Source organism: Sinorhizobium glycinis, assembly GCF_001651865.1.
GTDB lineage: Bacteria > Pseudomonadota > Alphaproteobacteria > Rhizobiales > Rhizobiaceae > Sinorhizobium > Sinorhizobium glycinis.
On the sequence record NZ_LPUX01000053.1, the window covers coordinates 447,065 to 471,711 of the forward strand.

General features: G+C 62.0%; 29 protein-coding genes. 11 read left to right on the forward strand and 18 right to left on the reverse strand.

The genetic code is table 11. The annotated features are described in order from the left end of the window. Window positions 1–496 precede the first annotated feature (496 nt). On the forward strand, window positions 497–637 hold the full coding sequence (locus AU381_RS30245) for a hypothetical protein (RefSeq protein WP_164476170.1): 141 nt from the start codon (window positions 497–499) through the stop codon (window positions 635–637). A 127-nt stretch (window positions 638–764) separates the two neighbouring features. Then, complete coding sequence (locus AU381_RS07020) at window positions 765–1,100, forward strand: MmcQ/YjbR family DNA-binding protein (protein WP_064241033.1); 336 nt, start codon at window positions 765–767, stop codon at window positions 1,098–1,100. Window positions 1,101–1,194: 94 nt separating this feature from the next. Here AU381_RS07020 and AU381_RS07025 read toward each other — a convergent pair whose 3' ends face one another. Further along, a complete protein-coding gene (locus AU381_RS07025) occupies window positions 1,195–1,662 on the reverse strand; it encodes a YcgN family cysteine cluster protein (RefSeq protein WP_064241034.1) in 468 nt (155 codons plus the stop codon). A gap of 143 nt (window positions 1,663–1,805) precedes the next feature. Here AU381_RS07025 and AU381_RS07030 point away from each other — a divergent pair, with 143 nt between their 5' ends. From AU381_RS07030 to AU381_RS07040, 3 genes are all read left to right on the forward strand, one after another. Further along, window positions 1,806–4,022 (forward strand): transglycosylase domain-containing protein, encoded by a 2,217-nt coding sequence (locus AU381_RS07030; protein WP_064241035.1) that lies wholly within the window; start codon window positions 1,806–1,808, stop codon window positions 4,020–4,022. A gap of 199 nt (window positions 4,023–4,221) precedes the next feature. Next, window positions 4,222–4,809, forward strand: a complete 588-nt coding sequence (locus tag AU381_RS07035) for a DUF1214 domain-containing protein (RefSeq protein WP_064241036.1) — start codon at window positions 4,222–4,224, stop codon at window positions 4,807–4,809. After that, window positions 4,802–5,350: a DUF1254 domain-containing protein gene (locus tag AU381_RS07040; protein WP_064241037.1), complete on the forward strand. Its 549-nt coding sequence runs from the start codon at window positions 4,802–4,804 to the stop codon at window positions 5,348–5,350. Before AU381_RS07035 ends, AU381_RS07040 begins: the two co-directional genes overlap by 8 nt. A 90-nt stretch (window positions 5,351–5,440) precedes the next feature. Here the strand turns inward: AU381_RS07040 and AU381_RS07045 are convergent, their stop codons facing one another. The 3 genes from AU381_RS07045 to AU381_RS07055 all read right to left on the reverse strand — a co-directional run bounded on the left by AU381_RS07045 (window position 5,441) and on the right by AU381_RS07055 (window position 7,143). After that, complete coding sequence (locus tag AU381_RS07045) at window positions 5,441–5,608, reverse strand: sodium ion-translocating decarboxylase subunit beta (protein ID WP_162273408.1); 168 nt, start codon at window positions 5,606–5,608, stop codon at window positions 5,441–5,443. A 290-nt stretch (window positions 5,609–5,898) separates the two neighbouring features. Beyond that, window positions 5,899–6,183 (reverse strand): hypothetical protein, encoded by a 285-nt coding sequence (locus AU381_RS07050; protein WP_064241039.1) that lies wholly within the window; start codon window positions 6,181–6,183, stop codon window positions 5,899–5,901. Window positions 6,184–6,372: 189 nt separating this feature from the next. Next, on the reverse strand, window positions 6,373–7,143 hold the full coding sequence (locus AU381_RS07055; RefSeq protein ID WP_064241040.1) for an SH3 domain-containing protein: 771 nt from the start codon (window positions 7,141–7,143) through the stop codon (window positions 6,373–6,375). 366 nt (window positions 7,144–7,509) lie between these two features. Here AU381_RS07055 and AU381_RS07060 point away from each other — a divergent pair, with 366 nt between their 5' ends. Continuing rightward, window positions 7,510–8,583, forward strand: coding sequence for a DUF2336 domain-containing protein (locus AU381_RS07060; RefSeq protein WP_064241844.1), 1,074 nt, complete (start codon window positions 7,510–7,512; stop codon window positions 8,581–8,583). Between the two features lie 35 nt (window positions 8,584–8,618). Here AU381_RS07060 and AU381_RS07065 read toward each other — a convergent pair whose 3' ends face one another. The 3 genes from AU381_RS07065 to AU381_RS07075 all read right to left on the reverse strand — a co-directional run bounded on the left by AU381_RS07065 (window position 8,619) and on the right by AU381_RS07075 (window position 11,565). After that, complete coding sequence (locus tag AU381_RS07065) at window positions 8,619–8,975, reverse strand: DUF1491 family protein (RefSeq protein WP_064241845.1); 357 nt, start codon at window positions 8,973–8,975, stop codon at window positions 8,619–8,621. 78 nt (window positions 8,976–9,053) lie between these two features. Continuing rightward, complete coding sequence (locus AU381_RS07070) at window positions 9,054–10,022, reverse strand: peptidoglycan-binding domain-containing protein (RefSeq protein WP_064241041.1); 969 nt, start codon at window positions 10,020–10,022, stop codon at window positions 9,054–9,056. Further along, complete coding sequence (locus AU381_RS07075) at window positions 9,994–11,565, reverse strand: sensor histidine kinase (RefSeq protein ID WP_064241042.1); 1,572 nt, start codon at window positions 11,563–11,565, stop codon at window positions 9,994–9,996. Before AU381_RS07075 ends, AU381_RS07070 begins: the two co-directional genes overlap by 29 nt. Before the next feature lie 607 nt (window positions 11,566–12,172). On the opposite strand from AU381_RS07075, the gene AU381_RS07080 reads away from it, so the two are divergent. Both AU381_RS07080 and AU381_RS07085 read left to right on the forward strand, forming a co-directional pair. Continuing rightward, entirely contained in the window at window positions 12,173–12,610 is a 438-nt protein-coding gene (locus AU381_RS07080) for a DUF5330 domain-containing protein (RefSeq protein ID WP_064241043.1), read from the forward strand. A 234-nt stretch (window positions 12,611–12,844) separates the two neighbouring features. Next, window positions 12,845–13,267, forward strand: a complete 423-nt coding sequence (locus AU381_RS07085; protein ID WP_064241044.1) for a SufE family protein — start codon at window positions 12,845–12,847, stop codon at window positions 13,265–13,267. Between the two features lie 137 nt (window positions 13,268–13,404). Here the strand turns inward: AU381_RS07085 and mucR are convergent, their stop codons facing one another. From mucR to AU381_RS07125, 8 genes are all read right to left on the reverse strand, one after another. Continuing rightward, a complete protein-coding gene (gene mucR / locus AU381_RS07090) occupies window positions 13,405–13,836 on the reverse strand; it encodes an exopolysaccharide biosynthesis transcriptional regulator MucR (RefSeq protein WP_012707336.1) in 432 nt (143 codons plus the stop codon). 407 nt (window positions 13,837–14,243) lie between these two features. Next, window positions 14,244–14,603: a monovalent cation/H(+) antiporter subunit G gene (mnhG, locus tag AU381_RS07095; RefSeq protein WP_064241045.1), complete on the reverse strand. Its 360-nt coding sequence runs from the start codon at window positions 14,601–14,603 to the stop codon at window positions 14,244–14,246. Then, window positions 14,603–14,986, reverse strand: coding sequence for a cation:proton antiporter (locus tag AU381_RS07100; RefSeq protein ID WP_064241046.1), 384 nt, complete (start codon window positions 14,984–14,986; stop codon window positions 14,603–14,605). The genes mnhG and AU381_RS07100 overlap by 1 nt, the downstream gene beginning before the upstream one ends. Continuing rightward, window positions 14,983–15,459 (reverse strand): Na+/H+ antiporter subunit E, encoded by a 477-nt coding sequence (locus AU381_RS07105; RefSeq protein ID WP_064241047.1) that lies wholly within the window; start codon window positions 15,457–15,459, stop codon window positions 14,983–14,985. The genes AU381_RS07100 and AU381_RS07105 overlap by 4 nt, the downstream gene beginning before the upstream one ends. Further along, window positions 15,459–17,015, reverse strand: a complete 1,557-nt coding sequence (locus AU381_RS07110) for a Na+/H+ antiporter subunit D (RefSeq protein WP_064241048.1) — start codon at window positions 17,013–17,015, stop codon at window positions 15,459–15,461. The genes AU381_RS07105 and AU381_RS07110 overlap by 1 nt, the downstream gene beginning before the upstream one ends. Before the next feature lie 7 nt (window positions 17,016–17,022). Next, window positions 17,023–17,400: a Na+/H+ antiporter subunit C gene (locus tag AU381_RS07115; RefSeq protein ID WP_064241049.1), complete on the reverse strand. Its 378-nt coding sequence runs from the start codon at window positions 17,398–17,400 to the stop codon at window positions 17,023–17,025. After that, the gene (locus tag AU381_RS07120) at window positions 17,400–17,819 is read right to left on the reverse strand and encodes a Na(+)/H(+) antiporter subunit B (RefSeq protein WP_064241050.1); all 420 of its coding nucleotides are present in this window, start codon (window positions 17,817–17,819) and stop codon (window positions 17,400–17,402) included. The genes AU381_RS07115 and AU381_RS07120 overlap by 1 nt, the downstream gene beginning before the upstream one ends. Continuing rightward, a complete protein-coding gene (locus tag AU381_RS07125) occupies window positions 17,816–20,191 on the reverse strand; it encodes a putative monovalent cation/H+ antiporter subunit A (RefSeq protein WP_064241051.1) in 2,376 nt (791 codons plus the stop codon). The genes AU381_RS07120 and AU381_RS07125 overlap by 4 nt, the downstream gene beginning before the upstream one ends. 255 nt (window positions 20,192–20,446) lie before the next feature. Between AU381_RS07125 and msrB the strand changes: the two genes are divergently transcribed. Both msrB and AU381_RS07135 read left to right on the forward strand, forming a co-directional pair. Beyond that, a complete protein-coding gene (gene msrB, locus AU381_RS07130) occupies window positions 20,447–20,854 on the forward strand; it encodes a peptide-methionine (R)-S-oxide reductase MsrB (protein ID WP_064241052.1) in 408 nt (135 codons plus the stop codon). A gap of 194 nt (window positions 20,855–21,048) precedes the next feature. Further along, window positions 21,049–21,543 carry a hypothetical protein gene (locus AU381_RS07135; protein WP_064241053.1) on the forward strand — a complete coding sequence of 165 codons (495 nt, stop codon included), beginning with the start codon at window positions 21,049–21,051 and terminating at the stop codon, window positions 21,541–21,543. A gap of 34 nt (window positions 21,544–21,577) precedes the next feature. Here AU381_RS07135 and trhA read toward each other — a convergent pair whose 3' ends face one another. From trhA to AU381_RS07150, 3 genes are all read right to left on the reverse strand, one after another. Then, window positions 21,578–22,240, reverse strand: coding sequence for a PAQR family membrane homeostasis protein TrhA (trhA, locus tag AU381_RS07140; protein WP_064241054.1), 663 nt, complete (start codon window positions 22,238–22,240; stop codon window positions 21,578–21,580). 280 nt (window positions 22,241–22,520) lie between these two features. Then, window positions 22,521–22,865 carry a TraR/DksA family transcriptional regulator gene (locus AU381_RS07145; protein ID WP_064241055.1) on the reverse strand — a complete coding sequence of 115 codons (345 nt, stop codon included), beginning with the start codon at window positions 22,863–22,865 and terminating at the stop codon, window positions 22,521–22,523. A 57-nt stretch (window positions 22,866–22,922) separates the two neighbouring features. After that, window positions 22,923–23,345: a universal stress protein gene (locus AU381_RS07150; RefSeq protein ID WP_064241056.1), complete on the reverse strand. Its 423-nt coding sequence runs from the start codon at window positions 23,343–23,345 to the stop codon at window positions 22,923–22,925. A gap of 366 nt (window positions 23,346–23,711) precedes the next feature. Between AU381_RS07150 and AU381_RS07155 the strand changes: the two genes are divergently transcribed. Beyond that, entirely contained in the window at window positions 23,712–24,599 is an 888-nt protein-coding gene (locus AU381_RS07155) for a VOC family protein (RefSeq protein ID WP_064241057.1), read from the forward strand. Window positions 24,600–24,647: the final 48 nt, after the last annotated feature.

Sequence of the window (24,647 nt, forward strand, 5' to 3'; positions counted from 1 at the left end):
TCCACCAGGGATTGCAACGGTCGGTGGCCTGCCGCACAGCCTCATCCGACAGGTCCGCAGCCCGTTAAGATCTTTGCATCACACTCTGGGACCGGCGGGCTTTGCCTCAATCGTAGCTGAGATGCGGCTTCGCCGATCGCGAATCGGCCGAATTGCTTGGAGGCTTTTTCTCAGAATTCGATTCCGGGTCATCGAAAGTCGAGTAAGGCAGCTCGAAGGCGATTCCAGCTTTGCTCGCAAGCCTTTGAAGATGATTACCTTTTGGCTCGTCTTTTATTCCATCCCACCCATCATTTCCGGAATCATACGCAATGGCGCGCAGGTCTCCCCCTTGCAAGTCCATCGGAGGTGGATGGAAAGCACGTCTGTGGACGAGCAACCCTTAATCGATTTAAAGTTTTTTCAATCGTTTAAATAGTTTAACCGACTGATTTACAAAGTATTTGCCTTATGAAATGGTCGGCGCCATTCCAACCGTCTCGCTCAGGAGGACCGGATGCAGTCACTCGCGAACAAGCCGCTCGTATCGCCGCAGTCCAGGATTCCACAGTCGCTGCTCGACCGTTTCGAAAACGAGTGGCGCGAAATGCGCGCGGCCAGCGAAACTGCTCCAAGGCCGATTCCGGCTGCAAAATGATCACTCCTTCTCGGCGATTGGTTCGCCGAGAAGTGGCCTTCATACCCGTGAAAGCATTGGATTGCGCCCGCTGACGCATCGTGGCGCGAGTTTTTGTCAATTACGGAATTCGTGCTACTCTTTTCGGATGCTAACCGAAGAGATCGAAAAGCTGGCACTGAGCCTTCCCGGAACGCAGGAAAACGCCCATTTCGGAGCGCGGGACTTCCGAGTGGGCAAGCGCATATTCATGACCCTGCCGGAGGCAGGCCGTGCCGTCTTCAAGCTGACGCCCGATCAGCAGCGTATGCTGCTCGAAATGGAACCAGGCGTCTGCGCCGCGGTGCCCGGGGGCTGGGGTGAGCGAGGCTGGACATCTCTCTACTTCGTAGATGCCGACGAGGAGCTCATTCGCCAGTCGCTGGAGACGGCCTGGAGGAATGCCGCCCCAAAGAGCCTCGTGCGGAAAAACGGCCGCCACTGATGCATGTCGCCCAAAAGTGTGCAGCGGTTTTGGGACAACGACATGCATGAAAACAAGGAGCGTCGCATGAACCCGTCTGAACGCGACGCGTAGGCTACTTCGCGGGTTCCAGACCCACTTCCAGAGGCCAGCTAACCAGGTAATCTTCGTAGTCTTCGACGTCGATGCCGTCCTCGGCGATTGTGCGTCCGCGCACGGAGATCCCGGCCGCATGCACCGTTTCCGGATCGCCGGAGACGAGCGGGTGCCACCAGTAGAGGTCATGGCCCTCGGCTACCAGACGATAACCGCAGGTCGGCGGGAGCCAGCTGATCTCTCGCACCGCCTGCGGGGTCAATTGGACGCAGTCGGGAACGGTCGCCTGCCGGTTATCATAGTCCTTGCAGCGACAGCTCTCGCCGTCGAGCAGGGTGCAGCGGATCGAGGTCCAGGCGATCTCACCCGTGTCCCAGTCCTCCAGCTTGTTGAGACAACAGAGACCGCAGCCGTCGCAAAGGCTCTCCCATTCGGCGTTGGTCATCTCTTCCAGGTTCTTCGTCTTCCAGAAAGGCATTTCGCCCATCGCGTCACACTTTCGTCACTTCCACGCCGACATGGAAAGTTTGCAGAAAATTGCCGGTTTTTTAAGGCCGACGGCACGATATGCAAGTAGATTGGAACTTCGCGTCGTGCAAATATCGTCGTGTGGCAAGGAAGCTTCGGGACATGAAAGCCGTGCAGGAACCGCCGAAAGAGGAAAACCGGCCGAAGAAGCGACACATCTTTCTGCGAATCGATTCCTGGATCGACTCGACCGTGTGGAATGCCGGATTCGGCCTGGCGGAATGGTGGGAAGACACCACGATCTTCTTCCGTCGCTTTCGCATGCGCGGCTGGAAAAAAGTGCTTTTCGAAGTGCTCGGCGAAGGGATGACCTGGGGCACCGCGGGCTCCGTGCTGATGCTTGCGCTGGCGCTCCCGGCCTTCGAGGAAACCAAGGGCGACTGGCGGGCTCAAAGCGACTTCGCCGTCACCTTTCTCGATCGCTACGGCAACGAGATCGGCCATCGGGGCATCATCCACGAAGATTCGGTTCCGATCGACGAACTGCCGGATCACCTGATCAAGGCGGTCCTGGCGACGGAAGACCGCCGTTTCTTTGACCACTGGGGCATCGACTTCCTCGGCCTGTCGCGCGCCATGACGGAAAACGCCCGCGCCGGCGGCGTGGTTCAGGGCGGCTCCACGCTCACGCAGCAACTCGCCAAGAACCTGTTCCTCTCCAACGAGCGGACGATCGAGCGCAAGATCAAGGAAGCGTTTCTCGCCGTCTGGCTCGAAAGCAATCTCTCGAAGAAGGAGATCCTCCGCCTCTATCTCGATCGCGCCTATATGGGCGGCGGCACCTTCGGTGCGGCAGCGGCGGCTCAGTTCTACTTCGGCAAGGCGATCACCGACGTCGATCTCGCCGAATCCGCCATGCTGGCCGGTCTGTTCAAGGCCCCGGCGCGATATGCGCCCCACGTCAACCTGCCGGCGGCGCGCGCTCGTGCCAACGAGGTTTTGTCCAACATGGTCCAGGGCGGCCTGATGACGGAGGGCCAGGTACTCGCCGCCCGCCTCAATCCCGCAACCGTCATCGACCGCGCCCAGGTCAAGGCACCGGACTTTTTCCTCGACTGGGCCTTCGATGAGGTCCAGCGCATTGCCGCCCCATTCGCGCAGCATTCGCTCATCGTGCGCACGACGATCGACATGGGGCTGCAGCAGGCGGCCGAAGAATCGATCGAATCGAGCCTCAGGCAGTATGGCGAAAGCTATAAGGTGAAGCAGGGCGCGCTGGTCATGATCGAAAATGGCGGCGCCGTGCGTGCCATGGTCGGCGGCCGCGACTATGGGGAAAGCCAGTTCAATCGAGCGACCCGGGCGCTGCGCCAGCCCGGCTCCTCCTTCAAGGTCTATACCTACGCGGCGGCGATGGAGAAAGGCATGACGCCCGAGACGGTGGTCGTCGATGCGCCGATCACTTGGCGCGGCTGGTCGCCGCAGAACTACGCCCGCAAGTATGCCGGGCGGGTCACCTTGATGAACGCGTTGGCGAGATCGATCAACACCGTTCCGGTCCGCCTCGCGAAGGACAAGCTCGGCACCGAAGTCATCGCCCAGACCGCAAGGAGAATGGGTGTCGAAACGCCGATCCGCACCGACAAGACCATGCCGCTCGGCACGTCGGAGGTAACCGTACTCGATCAGGCGACGGCCTATGCCGTGTTTCCTGCCGGAGGATTGGAATCCCGACGGCACGGCATCAGTCAGATCCTGAATTACGACGGCGACATCCTCTACGACTTCGGCCGCGACGCGCCGCCGGCGCGACGGGTTCTGAGCCAACAGGCCATCTCGTCGATGAACCGGATCCTCACCCAGATCCCGGTCATCGGAACCGGACGCAGGGCCGCGCTGAGCAATGGGGTCGTGGCGGGCGGCAAAACGGGGACGACGCAAGCCTATCGCGACGCCTGGTTCGTCGGCTTCACCGGCGACTATACGACGGCGGTCTGGTTCGGCAATGACGACTACACCTCCACTGAAGAAATGACCGGTGGCTCCCTGCCGGCGATGACCTTCAAGCGGCTGATGGACTATGCCGAACAGGGCATTGAGCATCGCGCAATCCCGGGCATCGAGGCTCCGCCGGCCGAAACGCAAAAGAAGCCGGAGGCGGTCGCCGAGGCCCCGCCGGATGAAAACGCCTTGCCGCCCCTCGTCCGGCCGCGATCCCTGTCCGGCGAGGTGACCCGACTTCTGAAATCGATCGGCAATGCCTTCGAGCAAGCGTCGCCGTTGAAACCCAGAGAAAAGGTCGGCGGCCGGGTTGCGGCGCTTGGAGCGCCCGAGGGAGCGCCGGCGACGCCGCTGATGACAAATGCCGCGAAGAATTGACTTCGCAACGACAAATCCGTTTTCTGGCGGCCTGCAGCGCAGTGCGTCTTACCAGACACACAGAGATCGCTGCAGCACTTTGAATTGCTGCATGTTTTTGCCCTTGAATCAGCTACGATTAAAGGAAACATGCAATAGCCGTCGCCGCACAACCGATTCTGGTGCAGGATAAACGAGACATCATTCGGTAGAGCCCCCCTTGTTCCGCGTTCCCCTCCTCGTCGCCCTTGCCCTTGTCGTCGCCTTCGTCGGCGGCATGACTTCGGCCGTATGGGCGCTGAAGGCGACGATCGGCTTTGGATCGATCGCGATCGGTCCTTGGGTGGCCTTCCCCGAAGCGCAAACCGTCGCGGCCGATCCCTATGCAAAGGCGCACCGGGCCCGTGCCGGGGAATTGCTCTATGGCAGCGCGGAAGGGTTGAGGTTCACAGCCGCCACCGATGATTCCGGCGCACGCCTGTCCGCCGCCTGCTCCTACGACATTTCCGGGATTACGCCGCCCGCCCGTTTCTGGACGCTCTACGCCGCGACCACCGGCGGCGCTACGTTGCGACCGGGAACCGAGATACCTTCAGCGATCAATTCGTGGGTGGTATTGCGCGCCAAGGACAGCAGCTTCGTCATTCATGCCTCGCCGGCCGCACAGCCGGACAATTGGCTCGCCATCCGCCATACGGGGAATTTTCAGCTCGTCCTGACCCTGCTCGATACGCCGACCGCCGGCTCCTCCGGACTGATCGACCTCGCAATGCCGAAGATCGTCAAGACCGGGTGCGGCAATGCGTAGGGTTCTGTTCACCTTTCTCGTCGGTCTGGTCGGCGCAGCCCTCCTGCATATCGTCATCGTCCTCTCCCTGCCGCAATTCACCGGCCGCGACGCCTATACCCGGATCCTCGGCCTTCTCGAGATGGACAGCTTCTTTGCGCTATCGGCCGAGCCGGGTCCGACCGGACTGGACAATAGCGATCCCTTTCTGCGCACCGCCGTCTGCAGTTTCTCGATCGCGGATGCGCCGGCACGGTTCATCGCTCGCGGCGCCGTGCCTTTCTGGTCGCTCTCGATCTTCGATAGCGGGTCGAACGAGGTCTTCAGTATGAACGACCAGACCGCCGTCAATGGAGATCTCGATCTCGTCGTCGCCACACCAATCCAATTGGTGGAGCTTCGCAAAGCGCCACCGGAGGCGCTCGCCCAATCGATCATGATCGAGATGAAGGATGACGAGGGCTATGCTGTCCTGCGCGCCCTGGCGCCGCTCAACAGTTTCGAGGAGCAGGTCCGCGATTTCCTGACGGAATCGAGCTGTGCGCCGTTCCGCCGCCAGTGACGTGAATGTGGGAAGTTGAAGAGATCGATGGGCCGCGCAGCGCTGAGCATCGGCGAGCCCGCGGTTTGCGAGGCTATCGCGCGTGTCCGGCTACTGCTTCTTGACCTGCCGTCCGGTCGGAGCGCTTGGCTGCGGGCCACGCCCGTCGAGCCGCTCGTAACGGATGCCCGTAAAAAACAACACTTTGGCACTGCCCGAGACGGGGCGCCTTCGTGGCATCTTGACCTTGCGGTCCTGCAATCTGATTACGTCTGCCATGCTCGTCTCCATACTTCCATGAGACGGATGAACACAGATTTCACCCTGCCCGATTGCGGGCTGGCGCATTCCCGGAAAACCCGGACAGACGCGCCCTTCTCAACTCACTTTCTTCCGGTCACCCGGATTTCGCCTGTTTCAATGCACATCAGATGCGGACCAATAATAACCGGCCCACTCCGATTGAGCCATAGCCCGGTTTGGTTAACCCTATCTTAATCCAGACTGAGGCGCCTTAACCAAGAGCAATTCCCAATTCTGGTGGTGTGTGAGTGACCGCCGAAGGGACCTCAGCGTCTCGCGAAAAGGCCGACCAGGAAGGCGACTCCCGCGACCGTCAGCAGCGTCGAGATCGGATCGTCGCGAACACGCTCGCGCAATCGTTCCGTCATCAGTTCCGCTTCCCCCTGCACGACCGCCTTCGCGCCGCTCCCGATGGCGGAAACCGTTTCCGTCAGCCGAACGATTTCGGCCCTCAACTCCGCGACCTGGACCTGCAATTCCATCTGGGTGTCTGCCGCGGTCTTTTCCACTTCCATCTCGGGGCCCACAGCTGCCAGCTTCTTTTCCGCCATTGTCTCCGCTCCTTACCTTTCGCGCGAAATCAACGCGTCGAGAAAGGAATTGGTTCCCGCAAAACTCCGCCAGTGAGGGCAAGAAAAAGCAGGCGGCAAATCGCCGCCTGCCTTTCCGAAAACCATGGACTGAGCAGCCCTCTCGCTCGTGCGCCGCGCCGGGTCGCCCCGCCGGAAGCCGCTGTTTGGTCAGTCATTCTCACAGGCGAAATCGTTTAACACGCACTTCGGAATCGTTCTGACTTCGCCATCCCGCCGCAGTTCGCGGAGTTGACGCGCCCGCTCTTCCTTGCGAGCACCTTGATAGTTCTCTGCCGAACCGCCTTCCCGAGCCTCGTCGTCGCGGCGACGGTCCCGCCACTCCCGACGCTCGCGTTCCCGCTCACGCTGCCATTGCTGACGTTCTCTCGCCTCTTGCCGTTCCCTCGCCTGTTGGCGTTCCCATTCGCGGCGATCCTGCTCGCGTTCCCACTCACGGCGTTCTGCGGCCTGCCGGCGTTGCGATTCGCGGCGCTCCTCCTCGCGTCGCCACTGCCAGTCGCGTTCTTCGGCCCAATCGGACCCGCTGCGCCAGCGGTCGCGGTCACGATAGAAATCGCGTCCCCGATAGTAGCGATCCCAATAGCGATCGAACTCGAAGACGACCGTCGGGATTCCGAGCGGACGGTAATATTCCGGCTCCACATAGACCCTGTTGCTGCGATAGAGCACCTGAACATATTGTCCGGCGACCCATCCGCGGCCGCCATAGAAGGAAACGTCGCACCAGGGCCGGTCGGCCAGGCATCCATGGATTTCCACCGATTCACCCACCGGAATAATCGTCACGGCAGGATAGCGGGTACTCGGACCCGAGCGCATGTTGACATTGGCGGTGGCAAAGCCTTCCGCCGCTTCGGCGACGAACGGCATGAGCGAGAGCGCACAGATAGCCGCCACCCGCAAGAATGCTTTATTCACAGACACTTCTCCCATCGGAAGGCCATCGGCCCTCTGCCTCGGCGGGCGAAACCGCCCTTCACCGTCATAGGAAGGAATAGAGCGGCTTGTGGAGTTTTTAAGGCTGATCTGCCGCGTCGGGCGTGATGGCGGCCGCTACAGCGCCGTGCGTCTTTTAAGACGCACAAAGGTCGCCGCAGCACTTTGAATTGCTGGATGATTTCATCTTGAATCGGCTCCGATTTGAGGAAACATGCAGCGCCAACCGGCCGCCACGCGGATGCCGCAAGCCTGAATAAAGCCTCAAGGTCCATAGTTAATGCTACGCTAACGTTTTCGATCTATTTTTTGAGACGTGTGCCGTTCCGAGCCATCGGCAATGGCGTCATGCTTTTGCATCTGGGATTTGTCGTGACGAACCGGTTTCGTGAGTTGGAAAGGCCACAGACGGGCCGACTGAAGGACGTCGTGCTGATGGCGACCGTCACCGGCTTCGAAAGCCTTCGCATTCCGCGCAAGTCCGACCTCAAGCAGTTTGCCGAACTCTTCGAACCGCTCTTCCTCGGCTCCAGCAACGAAGCGCGCCGTCAGGCGGCGGCCGCCCTGTCGCAATGTGCCCATGTGCCCGAATCGGTTGCGCTGCTGATCGGCAGCATGCCGATCTCGATCGCCGCGATCTTTCTTACCCGGTCGAAAGCGATCCCGGACCGGACCCTCATGTCGATAATTCGCCAGCAGGGCGCCGCCCATGCCAATGCGATCGCGCACCGGGAGAACCTTTCGCCATCGGTCGTCGACGCGCTTGTCGAACACCACCAGCTCACCGCCGCCGCGCCGCGCGCCGACATGCCCGTCGCGGCCGTGCCGTCCTCGCCGGCCACGGCCGACGATCGCCCTTCTTCCGAGCGCGTCGCCCGGGAAAACAAGTTGCGTGAGGAGATCAGGGGGCTGGCGCGCGCCGGGTCCAAGCCTCCCCACGAAGGGGCACGTATTCAGCCGATCGACGAGCTTCATCAGGCGCTGCTTCTGCGGTTTGCCCGCAACGGCGAGCCGGTCCTTTTCGCGACGGCGCTTGCCGACGCTCTGGGAGCGAGCCGCGCGCTTGCTGAAAGAATCCTCCTGGATGTTTCCGGCCAACAGCTTGCCGTAACGCTGGCAGCGCTCGACTTTCCCGCCCGGGAGCTGGCCCCGCTGCTTCTGGCGCTTTACCCGCATCTTTCCGATAGGCTCGGCTCAGGCAGCCGGGCCGAGGCACTGATCAGGAGCATCGACCGCAAGACGAGCCTCGAACGCGTCGAATCCTGGATACGCGCCGACCGGGACGGAGCCGCAAGGCCGGTCCGGCACGAAACCCATTTCGCCGGGAATCGAGCATCCGACTCGCTTCGGCCTGAAACCCGCACGGCTGCCGCTGCCCCTCCGATTGCGGCACAGGCCAAGCGGAACATCGGGCGAAAATAACGCGCCGCCTCGTCGCGGCCCTGCGGATTTCGCGCTCAACGGCTGGCGTCAGTATCCGCGACGACCTGCAACAGGTCGCCGCAATCGTCGAGCTCGATCTCGACGATCCAGCAATCCGGGTCGAAGCGGATTTCGGATGAGAGGGCGCTGTCGACGTTTTCCGCCTCCGCGTCCCGCAGCCGAATCTCGAACTTACGGATGCTATCGCCTTCCTCCTCGAAGAAGCTCTGCGGCGCCGGTCCATAGAGCGTCTCCATTCCGGCGCGGGTGCGGTGGCGAACGAAGATCGCCCCGGCCTCTTCCGCTCCCTTGCGCAGCACGGCGGCATAACCGCCGCTCGAAAAAACGCGGCGCAGGAGCGAAGCGACGAAGATATGGGTTTTCACGCGCATTGCAGGCAGATACACGCGCGATGATCGATATGCAAATGACCGCACGGGCGTTCAACTGCGCGGCTTCTCGGCCGTCGCTCAGAGCGCGCCGATTTCCTTCAGCTTCTCGAGAACCTTGCCATTCGGCTCACCGGTCTGTGGAAGCCGGTAGTGCTTCTCGAAATGGCGGATCGCCGCCCGTGTCTGATCTCCGGCAACGCCGTCGACGACGATATCGGCATAGGCGAGATTGCTCAGCCCCTTCTGGATATTCATAACCAGCTCGCTCGATACAGGAATCTCGGCACGCGGAATGAGCGTTGCATCCCCTTCCGCAGTGCGGATTGCCGCGGCGACCGAATCGATTTCGGCGGCCATCGTCTTCGGATCGGAATAAGGGCGATTGCTGGGGGCTGCGACGGCCAGCTCGGAACCGTGCTCTGCCCGGAGCGCCTGAAGGAGATCGGAGCTGGCCACCCCGGTCTCCATGCGACCGGCGCGCTTTTCGAAGCGAAGGATGGCGGATGCGGTCTTCGGACCGCTGCGGCCATCCGGCTTGCCGCCGTAAAGGCCGAGCCGGGCCAGTTCCCTCTGGACATCGGCGACAAGGGCCGACGGTAGGGCAGCACCCATCTCCGGCATGGTCTCCGTCGGCCGCTCAGGCGAACCCCCTTGCGCTGCGACCGTGTCATTCACCTGTTGGGTCTCCACCTCACCTTCGCGTTCGATCACGAAGGTCGTCACCTTGCGCAGCTCGACGGCTTCGCCATTGGCGGCGGCCAAACGCTCGGCAACCTCGGGGCCGACCAGCGGAACTCGCGTGCGCAACAGCGGCGAGGGATGGGTACCAGGCTGATACCACATGGCGTTCGCCGCCACGAAACTGAACACGACGGCGAAGGCTGCCGACCCGCCGGCTCCTACCGGATGGTGCGCGATCAACCGGCCGGCAAGCACCGCGCAACGGCCGAGGCCCTGACCCGCGAGCGCCAGTCCGCGCAACGCGAGGCCTGGCCGCGGCCGCCCGCCGCGTTTCCGCTCAGGCTGTTTTCGCTTGCGCGGCGCCATGTCCCCTTTCCCTGACTATTCTTTCGGAAGCCTCTGTCTGCAGTCGCAAATCGCTCGTCGTTTCGTCGCGCTCCTTCAACCGCGGCGGAAACTCCACTGTCCCGCGCGTGCTCGCCTGCTCCCGCTCGAAGATACCGGAGCCGTCGCGCGGTATGGACACCACGACCACTGTCCCCTCGCCTTCCGAACTGCGGATCGAAATCCTGCCGCCATGCAATTCGACGAGGCCCTTGACCAGCGACAGGCCGAGACCGGTTCCCTCGTAGCGGCGCGTATAGTCATTTTGAATCTGGACAAAAGGTTGGCCGAGCATTTCCAGCTTGTCTTCGGCAATACCGATGCCGGTATCGCTGACGGTCAACTTCAGCGCCGCACCGTCGAGTTCCGCATCGACGGTGACGAGGCCGCCCTTTTCCGTAAACTTCACGGCATTGCCGACGAGATTGATGAGGATCTGCTGGACGGCGCGCTGGTCGGCATTGATTTCACTCACCGACCGCGTCACGCGGCTTGCCAGCCTCACGCCTTTTTCGCGCGCCTGATGCGACAGCATTGCTTCGCAAGCGGCGATCGCGTCGGCGATCCGGAAAGGCTCGGGCACCAGCTCATAGCGGCCCGCCTCGATCTTGCTCACGTCGAGCATCGTGTTGACGACGGAAAGCAGATGCGTGCCGGAACGGTGGATCAATGAAACATATTCCCGTTGCCGGTCATTCTCCAACCTGCCGAAATACTCTCCGGAAAGTACATCCGAAAAGCCGAGAATGGCATTGAGCGGTGTGCGCAACTCATGGCTGACAGCTGCAAGGAAGCGCGTCTTGGCATCGTTGGCCGATTCGGCATGCGCTGCCTTGGCGGCGACTTCCGCCCGCAGGCGGGCCTCGTCCGAGACGTCGCGGGATTGGGCGATGATCGCCATCAGGCGCCCCTCGGCATCGCGAAGGGGCGTCATCTCGCAGCGCATGTGCACGAACTGCGCGCCATCGGCGGAGGCCGACGGGCGCTCGAGCCGGACATCGATCGCCGAGTGCTCCCCATCCTGGCGCAATGCATCGATCGCCCTCAGGAAGGTGATGCGGTCGGATACGTGAATCTGTTCGATGAAGCCGCCACCGCGTGGGTCGCGCATCAACTTCAGGTGATCGGCGGCATCGCGCCCATGGACGGACAGCACGTGCCCGCGCGGGTCGTGAACCGTGACAAGGCCGGCAAAGAGATCATAGGCCGCAGAAAGATCAGGCAGGTCGATAGCGCTCGACGGCTCCGTCTCTGCGGAGGCAGGTACCATGCGGCGTGCCGCAATGCTCGCGGCCGCGGCCAGCAACGAGGCCGACGCCCAGAGCGCCGTTCCCGCCGGCAATGCCACGGAAACGGGCAGGACAGCCGACAAGGCCAGCGGCATGATCGGCAGTGCCGTCAGGGAGACGGCGGCCATGGTGCGCAGTCGCCTGAAATCATAGCGTTCCGCAACGGGGCCATCCGGACGGCGCGGCAACCACGCTGCGGCGGCTTCATCCACGCGGGATGCCCATTTGCCAGCCATGTTACGCAATACACTCACGCTTGCCCTGCCACCTTTATTGTTTTTGCGAGGGCAGGCCCACAGTCCTTGCGCAGTTCGCAAGCGGGTAAACCGGACCGCCTCGTGATGGTCCGAATCTCGCATTCCCGACTTAATGAAAGGATAAGCGCCGCCCCCGCGCGGACAGGCGAAAGGGGCGAAAATTCCCATTTCGAAGCAAATCCGGTGAGCTTCGTCTCTTGTGGTTAACGGTGCGTAAGCAGCGGATTTTGGTGGATTTTCTGCTTGCCGTTAACAATTTGGGCAGAGCGCGCCGGCGGCGGTGTCGAGGCTCTCGGGCCTGGCGCCACATAGCTTGCCACGAACCTTAACGGCGATCGTTAAAATGCGGAACGAGCACCCGCCAGGAAAGCCAGAATCGGCCAGTTCGCTAAAATTTGAAGCAAATCCCGGCATTTCTCGAAAATCCGTCTTGTGATTCCTATTCTACCGTCGCTCGCAGTACGAGCCCGGAGCGCAGCGACATCGCCACTGGGCAACAAAAGGCGTAGGCGATAGAGGGCATGCCGAAGACACCAATCCGGCTCAGAAGACCGGAAGCGGCGGCTTGACAGAGGATGGGCAGAACATGTGGTTTCTCGTAAAGGCGACGTTCTGGTTTTCGCTGGTGCTCGTGTTGCTGCCTTTCCTTGACCCGTCGAGCAGCGCCAAGCTGGAGAATGGGCCGAAGGTGGAGATCGGCGATACCTTCTCTGCCGCCAACGAAGCCTTCCAGTATATCCGTGCGATTTGCATCCAGAAGCCGGAGGTTTGCGAGAAAGGTGCCGAGACCTTCGTCGCTCTCGGCCATCGTGCCCGTGAGGGTGCGCGCATCGCCTACGAGTTCCTGGACAGCCAATTTGCCGAAACCGGCACCGGAACGCCCGACGCCAAGGTCATGACCGGCACCGTGGGGACTGCCGAAGACCTCTTGCCGGCTGAGTCCGAGAATGAAGCCATGCCGGCCTTCAAGCGCACGCCGGTCCCGGAAAGACGCCTTGACCCCAAGTCGGCTCCGACCAATTAGCACAGTTCTGCCGGAATGCCTCGGCTGGCAACTGTGCCGCCGCGAAGACGCCCGTCTCCTCGCGTCGGTTTCTGTCGAAGCCTCAGCGGAATGAAACCTTCCTGGAAGCGATAGGGCTGTTCTCTTTGCGGCCCGCATCCCCTATATGATGGATGAATGGGATCCCGGCCGCCGGGTTGGCACGGGACGGAGCAGGGCGCAGTCGATCGAGAGTGCGCCACATTCGGATCAGCCATGGTTTCACTTGACCAGATCATCGACGATTTCGCCTTTCTCGACGAGTGGGAAGACCGCTACCGCTACGTCATCGAACTGGGCAAGAGCCTGCCGGAAATGCCCGAAGTCTGGAGGACCAGCGAGAACAAGGTTCAGGGCTGCGCCAGCCAGGTTTGGCTGGTGACCCGCACCTCCGGCAATCCGGAGGATCCGGTGCTGACCTTCGAGGGCGAATCGGACGCGCACATCGTCCGTGGCCTGGTGGCGATCGCGCTTGCGATCTTTTCGGGCAAGCGCGCCTCCGAGATCGCCAGAATCGACGCTCTCGATATCTTCGGCAAGATCGGCCTCATCGAGCATCTCTCGTCGCAGCGCGCCAACGGCCTGCGCTCGATGATCCGGAGGATCAAGGGCGAAGCCGAGACACGCCTGCCGGCGTGATATAGGCGAGGCGGAACTGCAAAAGCCAGGCGCCAAAAAGCCGGACTGATACAGCCCGGCTTCCAATTCAACAGCCACTCTGCAGCCATCAGGCATCGGTTCACGGTGCCCGAGCTTTCGCCCGTCCGTTGCCGGGCTTACTTGCCGCGACGCTTGCGACGCTGCCCCAGCCCCATTTCCTTGGCGAGGCGCGAGCGGGCTTCCGCGTAGGCCGGCGCCACCATCGGATAGTCCGCAGGCAGATCCCACTTCTCGCGATACTCTTCCGGCGAAAGATTGTGGTGCGTCATCAAGTGGCGCTTCAGCGATTTGAACGTGCCGCCGCATTCGAGGCAGGTGATCTGGTCATCCTGCACGGACTTGCGAACGGAGACTGCCGGCTTCGGCTTTTCGACCGGAACGACCACCGGCGCGGGAGCCGTCGTATTATTGAGAGCCGAATGGACATCGGCTATCAGCGTCGGCAGCTCGGCAACAGGAACCACGTGGTTGCTGACATAGGCGGCAACGATTTCCGCCGTCAGCTCAACCAGGAGTTCGTTGCTCGCACCGAGCGTATTCTCACTCATTTTTTTCTCCTATCGGAATCCAGCAACAAAACCTGAGACAGGGTCTCAGGGGGAGGACGTGCCAAAATGCCGCCGAACAGCGCTTGCTGCCTTGGAACTGAGCGATAACCGCGCAACGGGAGCACCGCTCCGCCGCAACATCAAGGCTCGATTCGTGACAGCGAAATCCGTCACCAAGGTGCCGTACCCCTTGGCACCTCAAAGCAACGGATAAGAATCACAACTCAAGCTGGAATTCCAGTTCAAAGTATTGAATACGACGACACTTTGCGGTTACTGGCTTAACACTGATCTGCAAAAAGTCAAAACATAATTTTTGCCAGTGCGCAGCAAATCTATTTCAGATCACTAAAATTGTCACACGTGGCGGAATTGTCGCCGAAATACAGAGACAGAAATGCCGCCAATCAATGGCGCCGCGGCTCTTCCTTTTGCGGCAGCTGATCTATAACCGACAGTTTCGTCATCCTGTAACCGGCCTGATGTGCAGCTTTCGCCAACAGATGCGCCGAGATCGGCGCCGTCAGCACCAGGAAAACAAAGCCGGCAAGTGCGCGGAAGAAGACGGCAGAATCGAGCGAATGCAGCCCGGCTGCGACCAGCAACAGCCCCGAACCGACAGTACCCGCTTTGGAGGCGGCATGCATGCGCGTGTAAAGATCCGGGAAGCGGAGAAGCCCCAGGGCCGCCAGCAGTGAAAAGCACGCACCGACCACGATGATGAGTGCAACGAGAAGCGTGATCGCGGCTACTATTAGCGTCCCCATCAGCGCCCTCCCCGGCGTTTGCGGCGGCCAGCCTGCAGAGCCCCGCCCCGTTTCAACGCTGGTTTTATGCCCGGTGCCACAGTGCCCTCTTCCGCCTGCTCCGGCGCGAGGCCGCGCGTCAGGATGAAGCGTGCGAAGGCGACTGTCGCGAGGAAGCCGACAAGACCGAGGGCAATCCCGATGTCGATATAGAGGTTGAAGCCGGTCTTGATCGCTATGACCGCGATGAAGCCGATCGCAATCGCAACCAGCATATCGAGGCCGAGTACCCGATCCGGCAATGTCGGCCCGCGGATAATGCGCAGCATCGTCATCAGCAGGGCGAGAGACAGGAGCAGGAGCGCAAGACTGGTCGCTGCGGCCAGGACAGGTGCGGGCGTCATCGTTCGAAAGCCTCCCGGATGCGCCTCTCGAAGCCGCGCGCAATCTCCTGCCGCAAGGCGCCCGGATCTGCGCAGTCGAGCGCGTGCACATAGAGGGTCTTGCGGTCCTCGGATATGTCGACGGAAAGCGTGCCGGGGGTGAGCGTGATGAGATTGGCGAGCAAAGTGATCTCGAAATCGCTCTTGGCAGTCAGCGGATAGGCGAAGATACCGGGCTTCAGGCGCATGCGCGAGCGCAAGACAAGACTGGCGACTTTGACTGCCGAAACGGCAAGCTCCTTGAAAAACAGGGCCGCAAGCAGCACCAGCCGCAATGGTCTGAGCGGGTAGGTGACCAGCTGCAGCTCGCGCCGGATCAGCCACAGGGACAAGGCGCCGACGGCAAAGCCGAGCACAAGATTCGCGGGCGTGAAACTGGCGCTGATGGCACCCCAGATGACGGTGAAAATCAGATTGATCTGCAGGAATTTCATCACGGCCGCCCCCCCGGGAAGACCGAATCCACGTAGCCCGACGGCTCCGCGAGGCCTGCTGCGGCGTTCTGGATCATCACCAGCAACGGCTCCGGGTAAAGACCGATCAATAAGGTCAGACCGGTGAGCACCGCCAGCGGGCCCAATGTCGCTGGCGACAGCGCCTCAACCTCGCCGGCCGCATGCGCCCCCTCCCGCCAGAAAGCCAGAAGAAAAAGGCGGCCGGTGACGATCGTTGTCAGAAACCCCGCAAGAAGAAGCGTAGCGGCAAGCCACCAGGCGCCGATATCAAGAGCTGCCTTGACGAGCATAACCTTCGGCCAAAATCCGGAAAAGGGCGGAAGCCCGGAGACGGCGAAACATAACATCAACGTGAGAGCGGCAAATCCGGCGTGCCTGCGGTAAAGGCCGGCGAGCGTGTCGATCGAGGAACTCGCACCGAGGCGTAGGGCGATCCCGGAAGCGAAGTAAAGTCCCGTCATCACGAGCATGGAATGCAGCGCATAGAAGATGGCTCCCCCAGTGCCGCCGGGTCCACCGACGGCGATACCGGCGAGCATCGAGCCGATGCCGGAAACAATGAGGTAGCCGAGAATGCGGCGGAAATCCGTCTGCGCCAGTGCGCCGAGCACGCCGACGATCATCGTCAGGGCCCCGGCAACGGCGAGGACGAAGCTCAGTTCCTCCCGTTCCACCGGGAAAAGCATGACCATAACGCGGACCAAGGCGTAGACGCCGACCTTGGTGAGCAATCCTCCGAAGAGAGCGGACACGACGACGCGGGGAGTATGGTAGGAGGCGGGCAGCCAGAAGTTCACGGGGAAGGCCGCGGCCTTCATGGCGAAGGCGAGCATGAAGAGGCCAGCCAGCGTCACCAGGGGCGCGCTGTCGCGCAGTCCCTCGGCCTTTCGGGCGATATCTGCCATGTTGAGCGTCCCGAGCACGGCATAGAGATATCCGGTCGCGATCAGGAACAGCGTCGTGGCGACCAGATTGAGAAAGCCGTATTTCACCGTGCCGTCTATCTGCTCAGGTTCCGAGCCAAGGACGAGAAGGCCGAAGGACGAGATCAGCAGCACCTCGAACCAGACGTAAAGATTGAAGATGTCGCCGGTCAGAAAGGCACCCGAGACGCCCGCCATCAGCAACATCAGCAACGGATAGAAGCCGTAGCGGCGGCCGCTGTCGTTGATATCCGCAAGCGAGAAAACGCCGGCGACCAGCGCTACAATCGCGGCGGCAAGGGCGAACAAGGCCCCGGTCAGATCGGCGGTGAAGGCGATGCCGAAGGGAGGCAGCCAGCGCCCCATGACCATGGTCATTGGACCGTTTTCGGCGACCTCCCTGAGAAGCAGCCCGTCGATCAGCACGAGCCCGGCAAGGCCGACAATGGCAATGGTCGGATGAAGGGCGATCGGGCGGCGCAGCATCACCAGGAGCGCCCCGACCGCGAGGCACCAGGCGACCGGCAGGATCACCAGCCATGCGGCCGCCGTCGGCGGCGCATGAACGAGCGCTGTGGAAAGGTCGGCGGAAGGGGCGATCGAAGCGGCCATGACGCGGTCAATATCCAAGCGGAGGGACCGGCTCGTCCACCGGTTCGGCGACGCGCATCTCGTCCGTGTTATCCGTCGCTAGATCCTTGTAGGCACGCCAGGAAAGAACGAGCAGGAAAGCGAAGAACGAAAAGGAGATGACGATCGCCGTCAGGATCAACGCCTGGGGGAGCGCGTTGGCCGCCGGAGCAACCAGCGCCTCGGCCCCGTCGGGTATGATCGGCGGCACGTCGCGCGTCAGCCGGCCGCCGGCGAAAATCAGCAGGTTCACCGCATTCCCCAGGATGGCGACGCCCAGGAGCACGCGGATGATGAACTTCGAGAGCAGGAGGTAAACGGCAACGGTGAAGAAGATGCCGACGAGCAAGGCGAACCAGGCCTCCATCACTCGCCTCCCCGCTCTTCGAGCGACAGCGCGATCGAACCGATGGCGCCCACAACCACAAGGTACACGCCGGCGTCGAAGAGGAGCACGGTGGAGAGCGGCACCTCGAGGCCGAGAATGGCCGGATAGATCCAGAGCCCGGTCATGAACGGGACCCTTGCGAAGATCGAGATCAGGCCTGCAAGGGTGGCTGCGAGGAGCCCGGCCCCGGCGATTGCCATCGGATGGAAGAAGATGGCCCGCCTTACCGTCTCGACACCGTAGGCCATGCCATAGATCGCCAAGGCGGAAACGGCGATCAAGCCGCCGATGAAGCCGCCGCCGGGCTCATTATGGCCGCGCAGCAGTACGAAGATGGAGAAGAGCGCCATCAGGCTCGTCAGGACGGGGGCGACCGTCCGGAAGATCACCGACTTCATACCCGTTCCTCCATGGCACTTTCGTCCGTGGAGAGCTCCGGCGCCACGGCACGCTTGAGCGAACCGGCCCTTAGACGCACCAGCGCCAGGATCGCAAGGCCGGTAATCATCACAACGGCAATTTCGCCGAGCGTGTCCGTGGCGCGGAAATCGACGATGATCACGTTGACGACGTTCGCCCCATGCGCAACCGACTTCGAGTAGAGGTTGAAGAACTCCGTCAATGTCCTGTCGAAAGGCACGGCGGTGACCCTCAGAAGGAACAGGCCGAAGCCGAGGCCGCAGGCAAGCGCTATCGCAACGTCGCGTAGTTTCTCCGGGAGCGGTCGGTGGTCGGCGGGTGAGAGCTGCAGGCGGGTCATCACCAGGGCCAGTACCACGACCGACAGGGTTTCGACCATGAGTTGCGTGAAGGACAGGTCCGGCGCTCCGTAGAGCAGGTAGATCACGGCGACGGCGAATCCCTGAATGCCGAGCGATACGATCGCGGTGAGGCGGTCGGCGGCAACGACGACAGCGAAGAGACCGCCGACGGCGATTGCCATGATGGCGAGCTCGTGCGCCGGAACGTCCGCGGAGAAGAAGGGGGCGCGCGGGAACTCGCCGTAGCGCAACGGCACCGCCAGAAGGATGAAGGCGACGAGCGCGAAGGTGGCGGTCATGTAGACTTCGAAGCGACCGCCTTGCAGCCGCCGCGTCACCGCTACCGCGAAGCGCACGAGACCTCGCATGAATTGGTCGAAGCCCCGATCCGGGCCCCAGCCGATATCGATGAGGATTGCCTTCATCGCGGCGCGCAAACGGGCAAGATTGACGTAGAAGGCGAGGCCGAGCGCCACCGTCAAAGCAGAAAGCACGAGCGGCAGACCGAGATGCGGCGCGAGCGATATCTCGACCGTCCTTGGCTCGCCGGCGATCGCCGAGGCGGTGGGCGACGAGATGAGCCGATGGGCAAAACCGGACATGAGCGCGATCGAGAGCCCCTTCAGGGCAAGAACGGCCGGGCCGATCCATAGAAGCAGCGGCCCCTCGTGGGCATGCTTCGGAGTGCTCACGCGCGGCCCCAGGAAGGGTTTCAGCGCGACGGCGAAGGCGACGGCAAACATAAGGGCGTTGCCGAGGACAGTGAGCGTCGCGAAGAGCGCAGAGCGCAAATCCGTCGCCGTGAAAGCCGAATAGAGTTCCTCCTTCGCGAGGAACCCGAAGAAGGGCGGCAGGCCGCCCATCGAGAGCGCCGCGGCAAGGGCAACCGAAAAGGTCAGCGGCATCGTCGAGCGCAGGCCGCCGAGGTGCGACAGGTCGCGCGATCCGGTTTCGTGATCGAGAATGCCCGCCACCATGAACAGCGCGCCCTTGAACAGCGCATGCGCCACGAGGTAGAGCGCCGCCGCCTCGATCGCGTGCGGCGAGCCGAGCCCGATCAGCATAACCAGCAAGCCGAGCGACGCCATCGTCGTGTAGGCAAGCATCAGCTTCAAATCGGACTCGCGAACCGCAAGCGCCGCACCGATCACCAGCGTCGCGACGCCGAAGAGCGACAGGAAGAGCTGCCATTCCGGCGTTCCGCCAAGGACCGGATTGAGGCGCATCAACAGATAGACGCCCGCCTTCACCATCGTCGCCGAATGCAGATAGGCCGAAACCGGTGTCGGCGCCTCCATCGCATTCGGCAGCCAGAAGTGAAACGGAAACTGCGCCGACTTGGTGAAGGCGCCGCCGAGGACCAGCAGCAGTGCGGCGAGATAGAAGGGGCTTTCCTTCAACTCGGAGCCGAAAGAGAGAAGCAGCGAAAGCTGCGTGACACCGCTGACATTCCACAGGATCAGCAGACCGGCGAGCAGCAGGAGACCGCCTCCCCCCGTGACGACCAAGGCCTGCAGAGCGGCGCGGCGCGCGGCCTCGCGGCCGTGATCGAAGCCGATCAGCAGGAAGGACGTTATCGACGTCAGTTCCCAAAAGACGAAAAGCATCAGAAAACTGTCGGCGACGACGAGCCCCTGCATCGATCCCATGAACATCAGGATGAAGCAGAAGAAGCGGCCCTGTTGCGGGTGGCCTTTCAAATAGCCGCCCGAATAGAGGACGATAAGCGCCCCGATTCCGGAAATCAGCAGCACGAAGGTGAGCGACAAACCGTCGATCAGCCAGGAAAAGCTGACGTTGAAAGACGGTATCCACGCATAGCCGCCGGTTAGGCTCTCGCCGCTCGCGACTTCGGGAACGAAGCGAAAGAAATGCAAGAAAATCGCCGCAGGAGCAAGGGCCAGAACCCAGGCGGCATTCTGCCCGAGAAAACGGGTCAGCCCAGGAGCGACAAGGGCCGCAGCGAAAGGAAGCGCGAGCGCCATAAATGTCAGGGCCGTGACATCCATCGCCTTGGCATGCTCCTTCCCGCTTTGATCATTCGGTCAATTTGATATCGGACATAGAAGAAGGGCCGGTTCGCCTCAAGTGAAATCGGTTGCGTGCTCGGTTATCCGCGCGGTTATACTGTGCAAAGCCGAACAAACTCTCTGTTAAGCGCGGGACATTGGCGCGGCGCCAGCAGCGTCCGGCAGCCGTTTCTCTGTTTGTCGGCGTGCGGCCTTGATCCTATATAATCGCTGCGATCGAAGGGAGTTTTGACAATGGCCGACGCAGGAGTGCGGAAAATGCAGAAGACGGACACGGAGTGGCGGGCACAGCTGACACCGGAGCAATACCGCATCACCCGCGAACATGGCACGGAACGCCCTTTCACCGGTCCGTTTCTCAACGAGAAGCGGCTCGGCACCTACAGGTGCGTCTGCTGCGGCCGGGCGCTCTTCCGTTCCGACACGAAGTTCGATTCCGGCTGCGGCTGGCCGAGTTATTTCGCGCCGATCGATGAGCAGGCGATTGCCGAATATGTCGACCGGTCGCATTACATGGTGCGGACAGAGATCCGCTGCGCCGACTGCGATGCCCATCTCGGCCATGTCTTCCCCGACGGCCCTCCACCGACGGGTTTGCGCTACTGCCTGAACGGCACGGCGATGACCTTCGAGGAAGATTGAGGAACACGTGTCCCTGTTCCGCGGGGAACAGATAAGACGTGGCGGCAGGACTACTGGATAGGTCTTGGTTCGGAACGTTCGAGCATGGCCGGTGCGGTATCTCACAGCCATTGCAAGGGGCTTTACGCATCCGGGGAAACGCGCGATTCTCTGAGGGAAAGCGGCAGGTAAGCAACCGAAGGAATGCTCTGCGCATGCGCCGCGTCTTTTTTTCGTTCGCTCTGCTCTCCGGGCTCGCGCTGCCGGCGGTCGCGCAGGACGATTGGCACCCCTATTCCAATCCCCGTTTCGGCTACACGGTCGAGATTCCTCCGGGTTTCGAGATGCACCAAAGGACCGACAACGACGACGGCGCGAGTTTCCGTGCCGACGACAATGGCGCGACGCTGATCGTGTTCGGAACCCACCCTCCGGCGGGCGATTTCGAGACCGATGTCGCCGATCGGATCGGCTACGAGAAAGACGACGATTGGAGGATTCTCTACTCGCGCGTGACACCCGCCTGGGCGAGCTTCTCGGGCGCTCGTGGCCGCGAGGTCTTCTACACAAGGGCGATCGCGCTCTGCGACGGCAGCGCCGCCTATTTCCGGCTGCAATATCGCAAGTCGAAGCTGACGAGCTTCGACGGCGTCATCTCGCGCATGGCAGCAGCGCTGCGACCGTCGGACGATTGCCAGCCAGCCGAGTGAGGAGGCCGGCGCTGCAAGCCTGCCGATCTGCCGATCAGGCGGCGGCTGCACCGCTGATGCAGCTGAGGACGGCGGAATAGTGCACGGCCGAGCCGGCTACCACGAAGCCGTGCCAGATGGCGTTCTGGAAGCGCAGCCGCTCGCAGACATGGAAGATGATGCCGATCGAGTAGATGACACCGCCAACGACGACGAGAAGCAAGGTCGTTGCGTTGAGGGCGGCGAACAAGGACTTTGCGGCAAGAACGCCACCCCAGCCCATGGCCAGGTAGAGAAGGATCATCAACCGGTCGAACCGTCCCGGAAAAAGACATTTGATCGAGATGCCGAGAAGAGCGACCGCCCAGATGCCGAAGAGCATCGAAAAGAGGAACGGATCATCCCAGCCGCGCTGGAGAAAGGGCGTATAGGTCGCAGCGATCAGCACGAAGATGGCGGAATGGTCCAGGCGGCGCAGGAGCCACTTCGTCCGGCAGATCGGATAGAGATTGTAGAGAAACGATACCGACAAGGTGAGGACGAGGCCCGCACCGTAGATCCAGGCAGCGACAAGCTGTCCCGAGGTGCTCCAGACGGTTGCGTAGAATATCAGGGCCGTGACGCCGACGAGCGCGGCGGAAAGGCCGATGCCGTGGACAATACCGTCGGCGATCAGTTCCGACCGGTCATAGCTCCATTTGACCTCGCTGATATCCACGCGGCCCCCTCCAGATCCCGCATCGCTTCCGATATCGGCACGTGTCCTGGACCGCAGTGACCTGGTCGAACCAACTCGCCCCCACCGTAGCCCCTCCGACGGATCGCTTCATCGTGCCACAGGGATCATTGCCGGCAAAGCGCCGGTTTGGGGCTAAAGGATCAAATTCTGCAACGCATTACAACAATTGCCCGGTCCCCGCGAAGGCGGCCGGTCCGGGTGGAAAAGTGTGATCACGGCCGCGCCGGAAGGCCCAGGCGCGCGGCCGTGAATGGCCGCTTTATCTGGTGCGCGAGGCGACTTCCGCGGCGCAGGTCTGGCAGAGCGGCGCGTGCGGTACCGCGTGCAATCTTTCCTGAGAAATCGGATCGCCGCAGCGCACGCAGATTCCATAGGTTCCGGCCGCAATCCGGTCGAGCGCCGCATCGATGGCACGGATCTCGCCCTGGCCTGCCAGGCCGAGTCCCTCCAGCACTTCGTCGTTTTCCCGCTCCGTGACGCGGTCCGGCACGTCGGCATTCATCGGCTGGTCCAGATCTTCTTCGATCTTCACCAGACGGCCATAGAGTTCGTCTTTGCGGCGCAGAAGCTTTTCGCGAAAATCATCAAGCGCGTATTTGTCCATTGCGGGGGCTCCCTTGGGTCGCGGCACAGCAAAGTCGCACCGCATTCTTCTTGTTGGTTAGCGATCGACGAGAACGGCACAGGGGCAGTGGCTGACCACGCGGCTGGCGGTAGAACCGATGAAATAGTCGATCAGCCCCGGACGGTGCGAGGCGATGATCACCAGGTCCGCGTTCTCTTCCTTGGCGAGCGCGTTGATGGTGCCGGCCGCCCCACCCGTGCGAATTTCAATCCGCCCTTTGATGCCATGCTTTGTCTTCAGCGCCTCCAGCGTCTTGACCGCATGCCTGCGCGATTCCTCGATCATCTCGAGGGGGAAATCGACGATCATATAGCCCTGGGCGTAGGCGTTGAGATCCTCGACGACGTTGAGGAGGATGATCTCCCCTCCCTCGTCGATGAGCTTCTCGGCGACGCCGAGAACGGATTCACCGTGTTCGAGCTGATCCATCGCGATCGGGACGATAATCTTCCTGTACATACAGACACGCTCCCTTCTGTTGCGTTCCCGGTCGCCGGCTGGAAAACGAGGCGATCCTCCGGACCCGAGGGCGGATTTGAGCGGAATGCCAGATCCCGCATTTTTCGCCCTGCGGGCCGAAAGTGAGCGGAGGCGGCGATCCCGACTGATCGAAATCAAATCGGCCACCACTCGCGCGCTCGCACCATTCAAGATGAGGTAGCGCGACGGCCGCGACCGTCAACGTTCATCGAACACAACATCAAGTAACATAATAGCTTTCCCGAACTCCTTCACGTGCTCATATTGGGCTACAGTTCAGGGCGCCACGGCAGGTACTAAGAGAGCCGGGGTGCGCTCCAAAAGGCGTAGCTCAAGGAAATGACGATGCAATCGCAGCCTGTTACCAATCTCCCTGCCGATCACGCGACAGCGATGCCGGCCTATATCGACCTGGCCCATCTCGTCGTGCAGGATCTGCCGATGATCTCGGCCTGGTATCAAAAGGTGCTCGGCCTTGCTCCGCTCGATACGAGCGCAAGCGGAGAGACGCTGGGTGTCGCCGGAAGGCCCCTCTTGACGCTGACGACGGACGCGGCCGCGACAAGGGCGCCGCGCAACGCGCCCGGCCTTTTCCACACCGCGTTCCTGGTGCCCGACCGGCTGGAGCTCGGACGCTGGCTGGCCCATGCCGGGAACAACGGCATTCGCCTCCAGGGCGCCTCCGACCATCTCGTCAGCGAGGCGATCTATCTGGCCGACCCGGAGGGTAACGGTATCGAGATCTACCGCGATCGACCGCGTAGCGAATGGCATTACCAGGCAGACGGTACGGTCGCGATGAACACCTTGCCGCTCGACCTACAGTCGCTCTATGACGAGGCACCGAAAGACGGCTGGAACGGCCTGGCGGACGGTACCGTGATCGGCCACATCCATCTGCAGGTCTCCGACATACCGCAGGCGGACGCCTTCTTCCGCGACATCCTGGGCCTCGACCTGATGGCGCGCTATCCGGGAGCGAGCTTCTTCGCCTCGGGCAAGTACCACCATCATGTCGCAGCCAATATCTGGAACTCGCGCGGGGCGGAGAAACGCCAGGGCAACATGACTGGGCTTTCCGACTACACGATCCGTTTCCGGGAGGCCGACGGGCTCGCTGCAGTGATCGGAAGGCTCGACGAACTCCAGATTTCCGTGCGCCAGGAGGGCGGCATCCATCGTCTCACCGACCCATGGGGCATCGGACTCAATCTCGCCGCCTCGACGGCCTGATCTCCGACGGCAGAGCCACCTACCGCCGGCACGCGGCGGCGCTTTCCG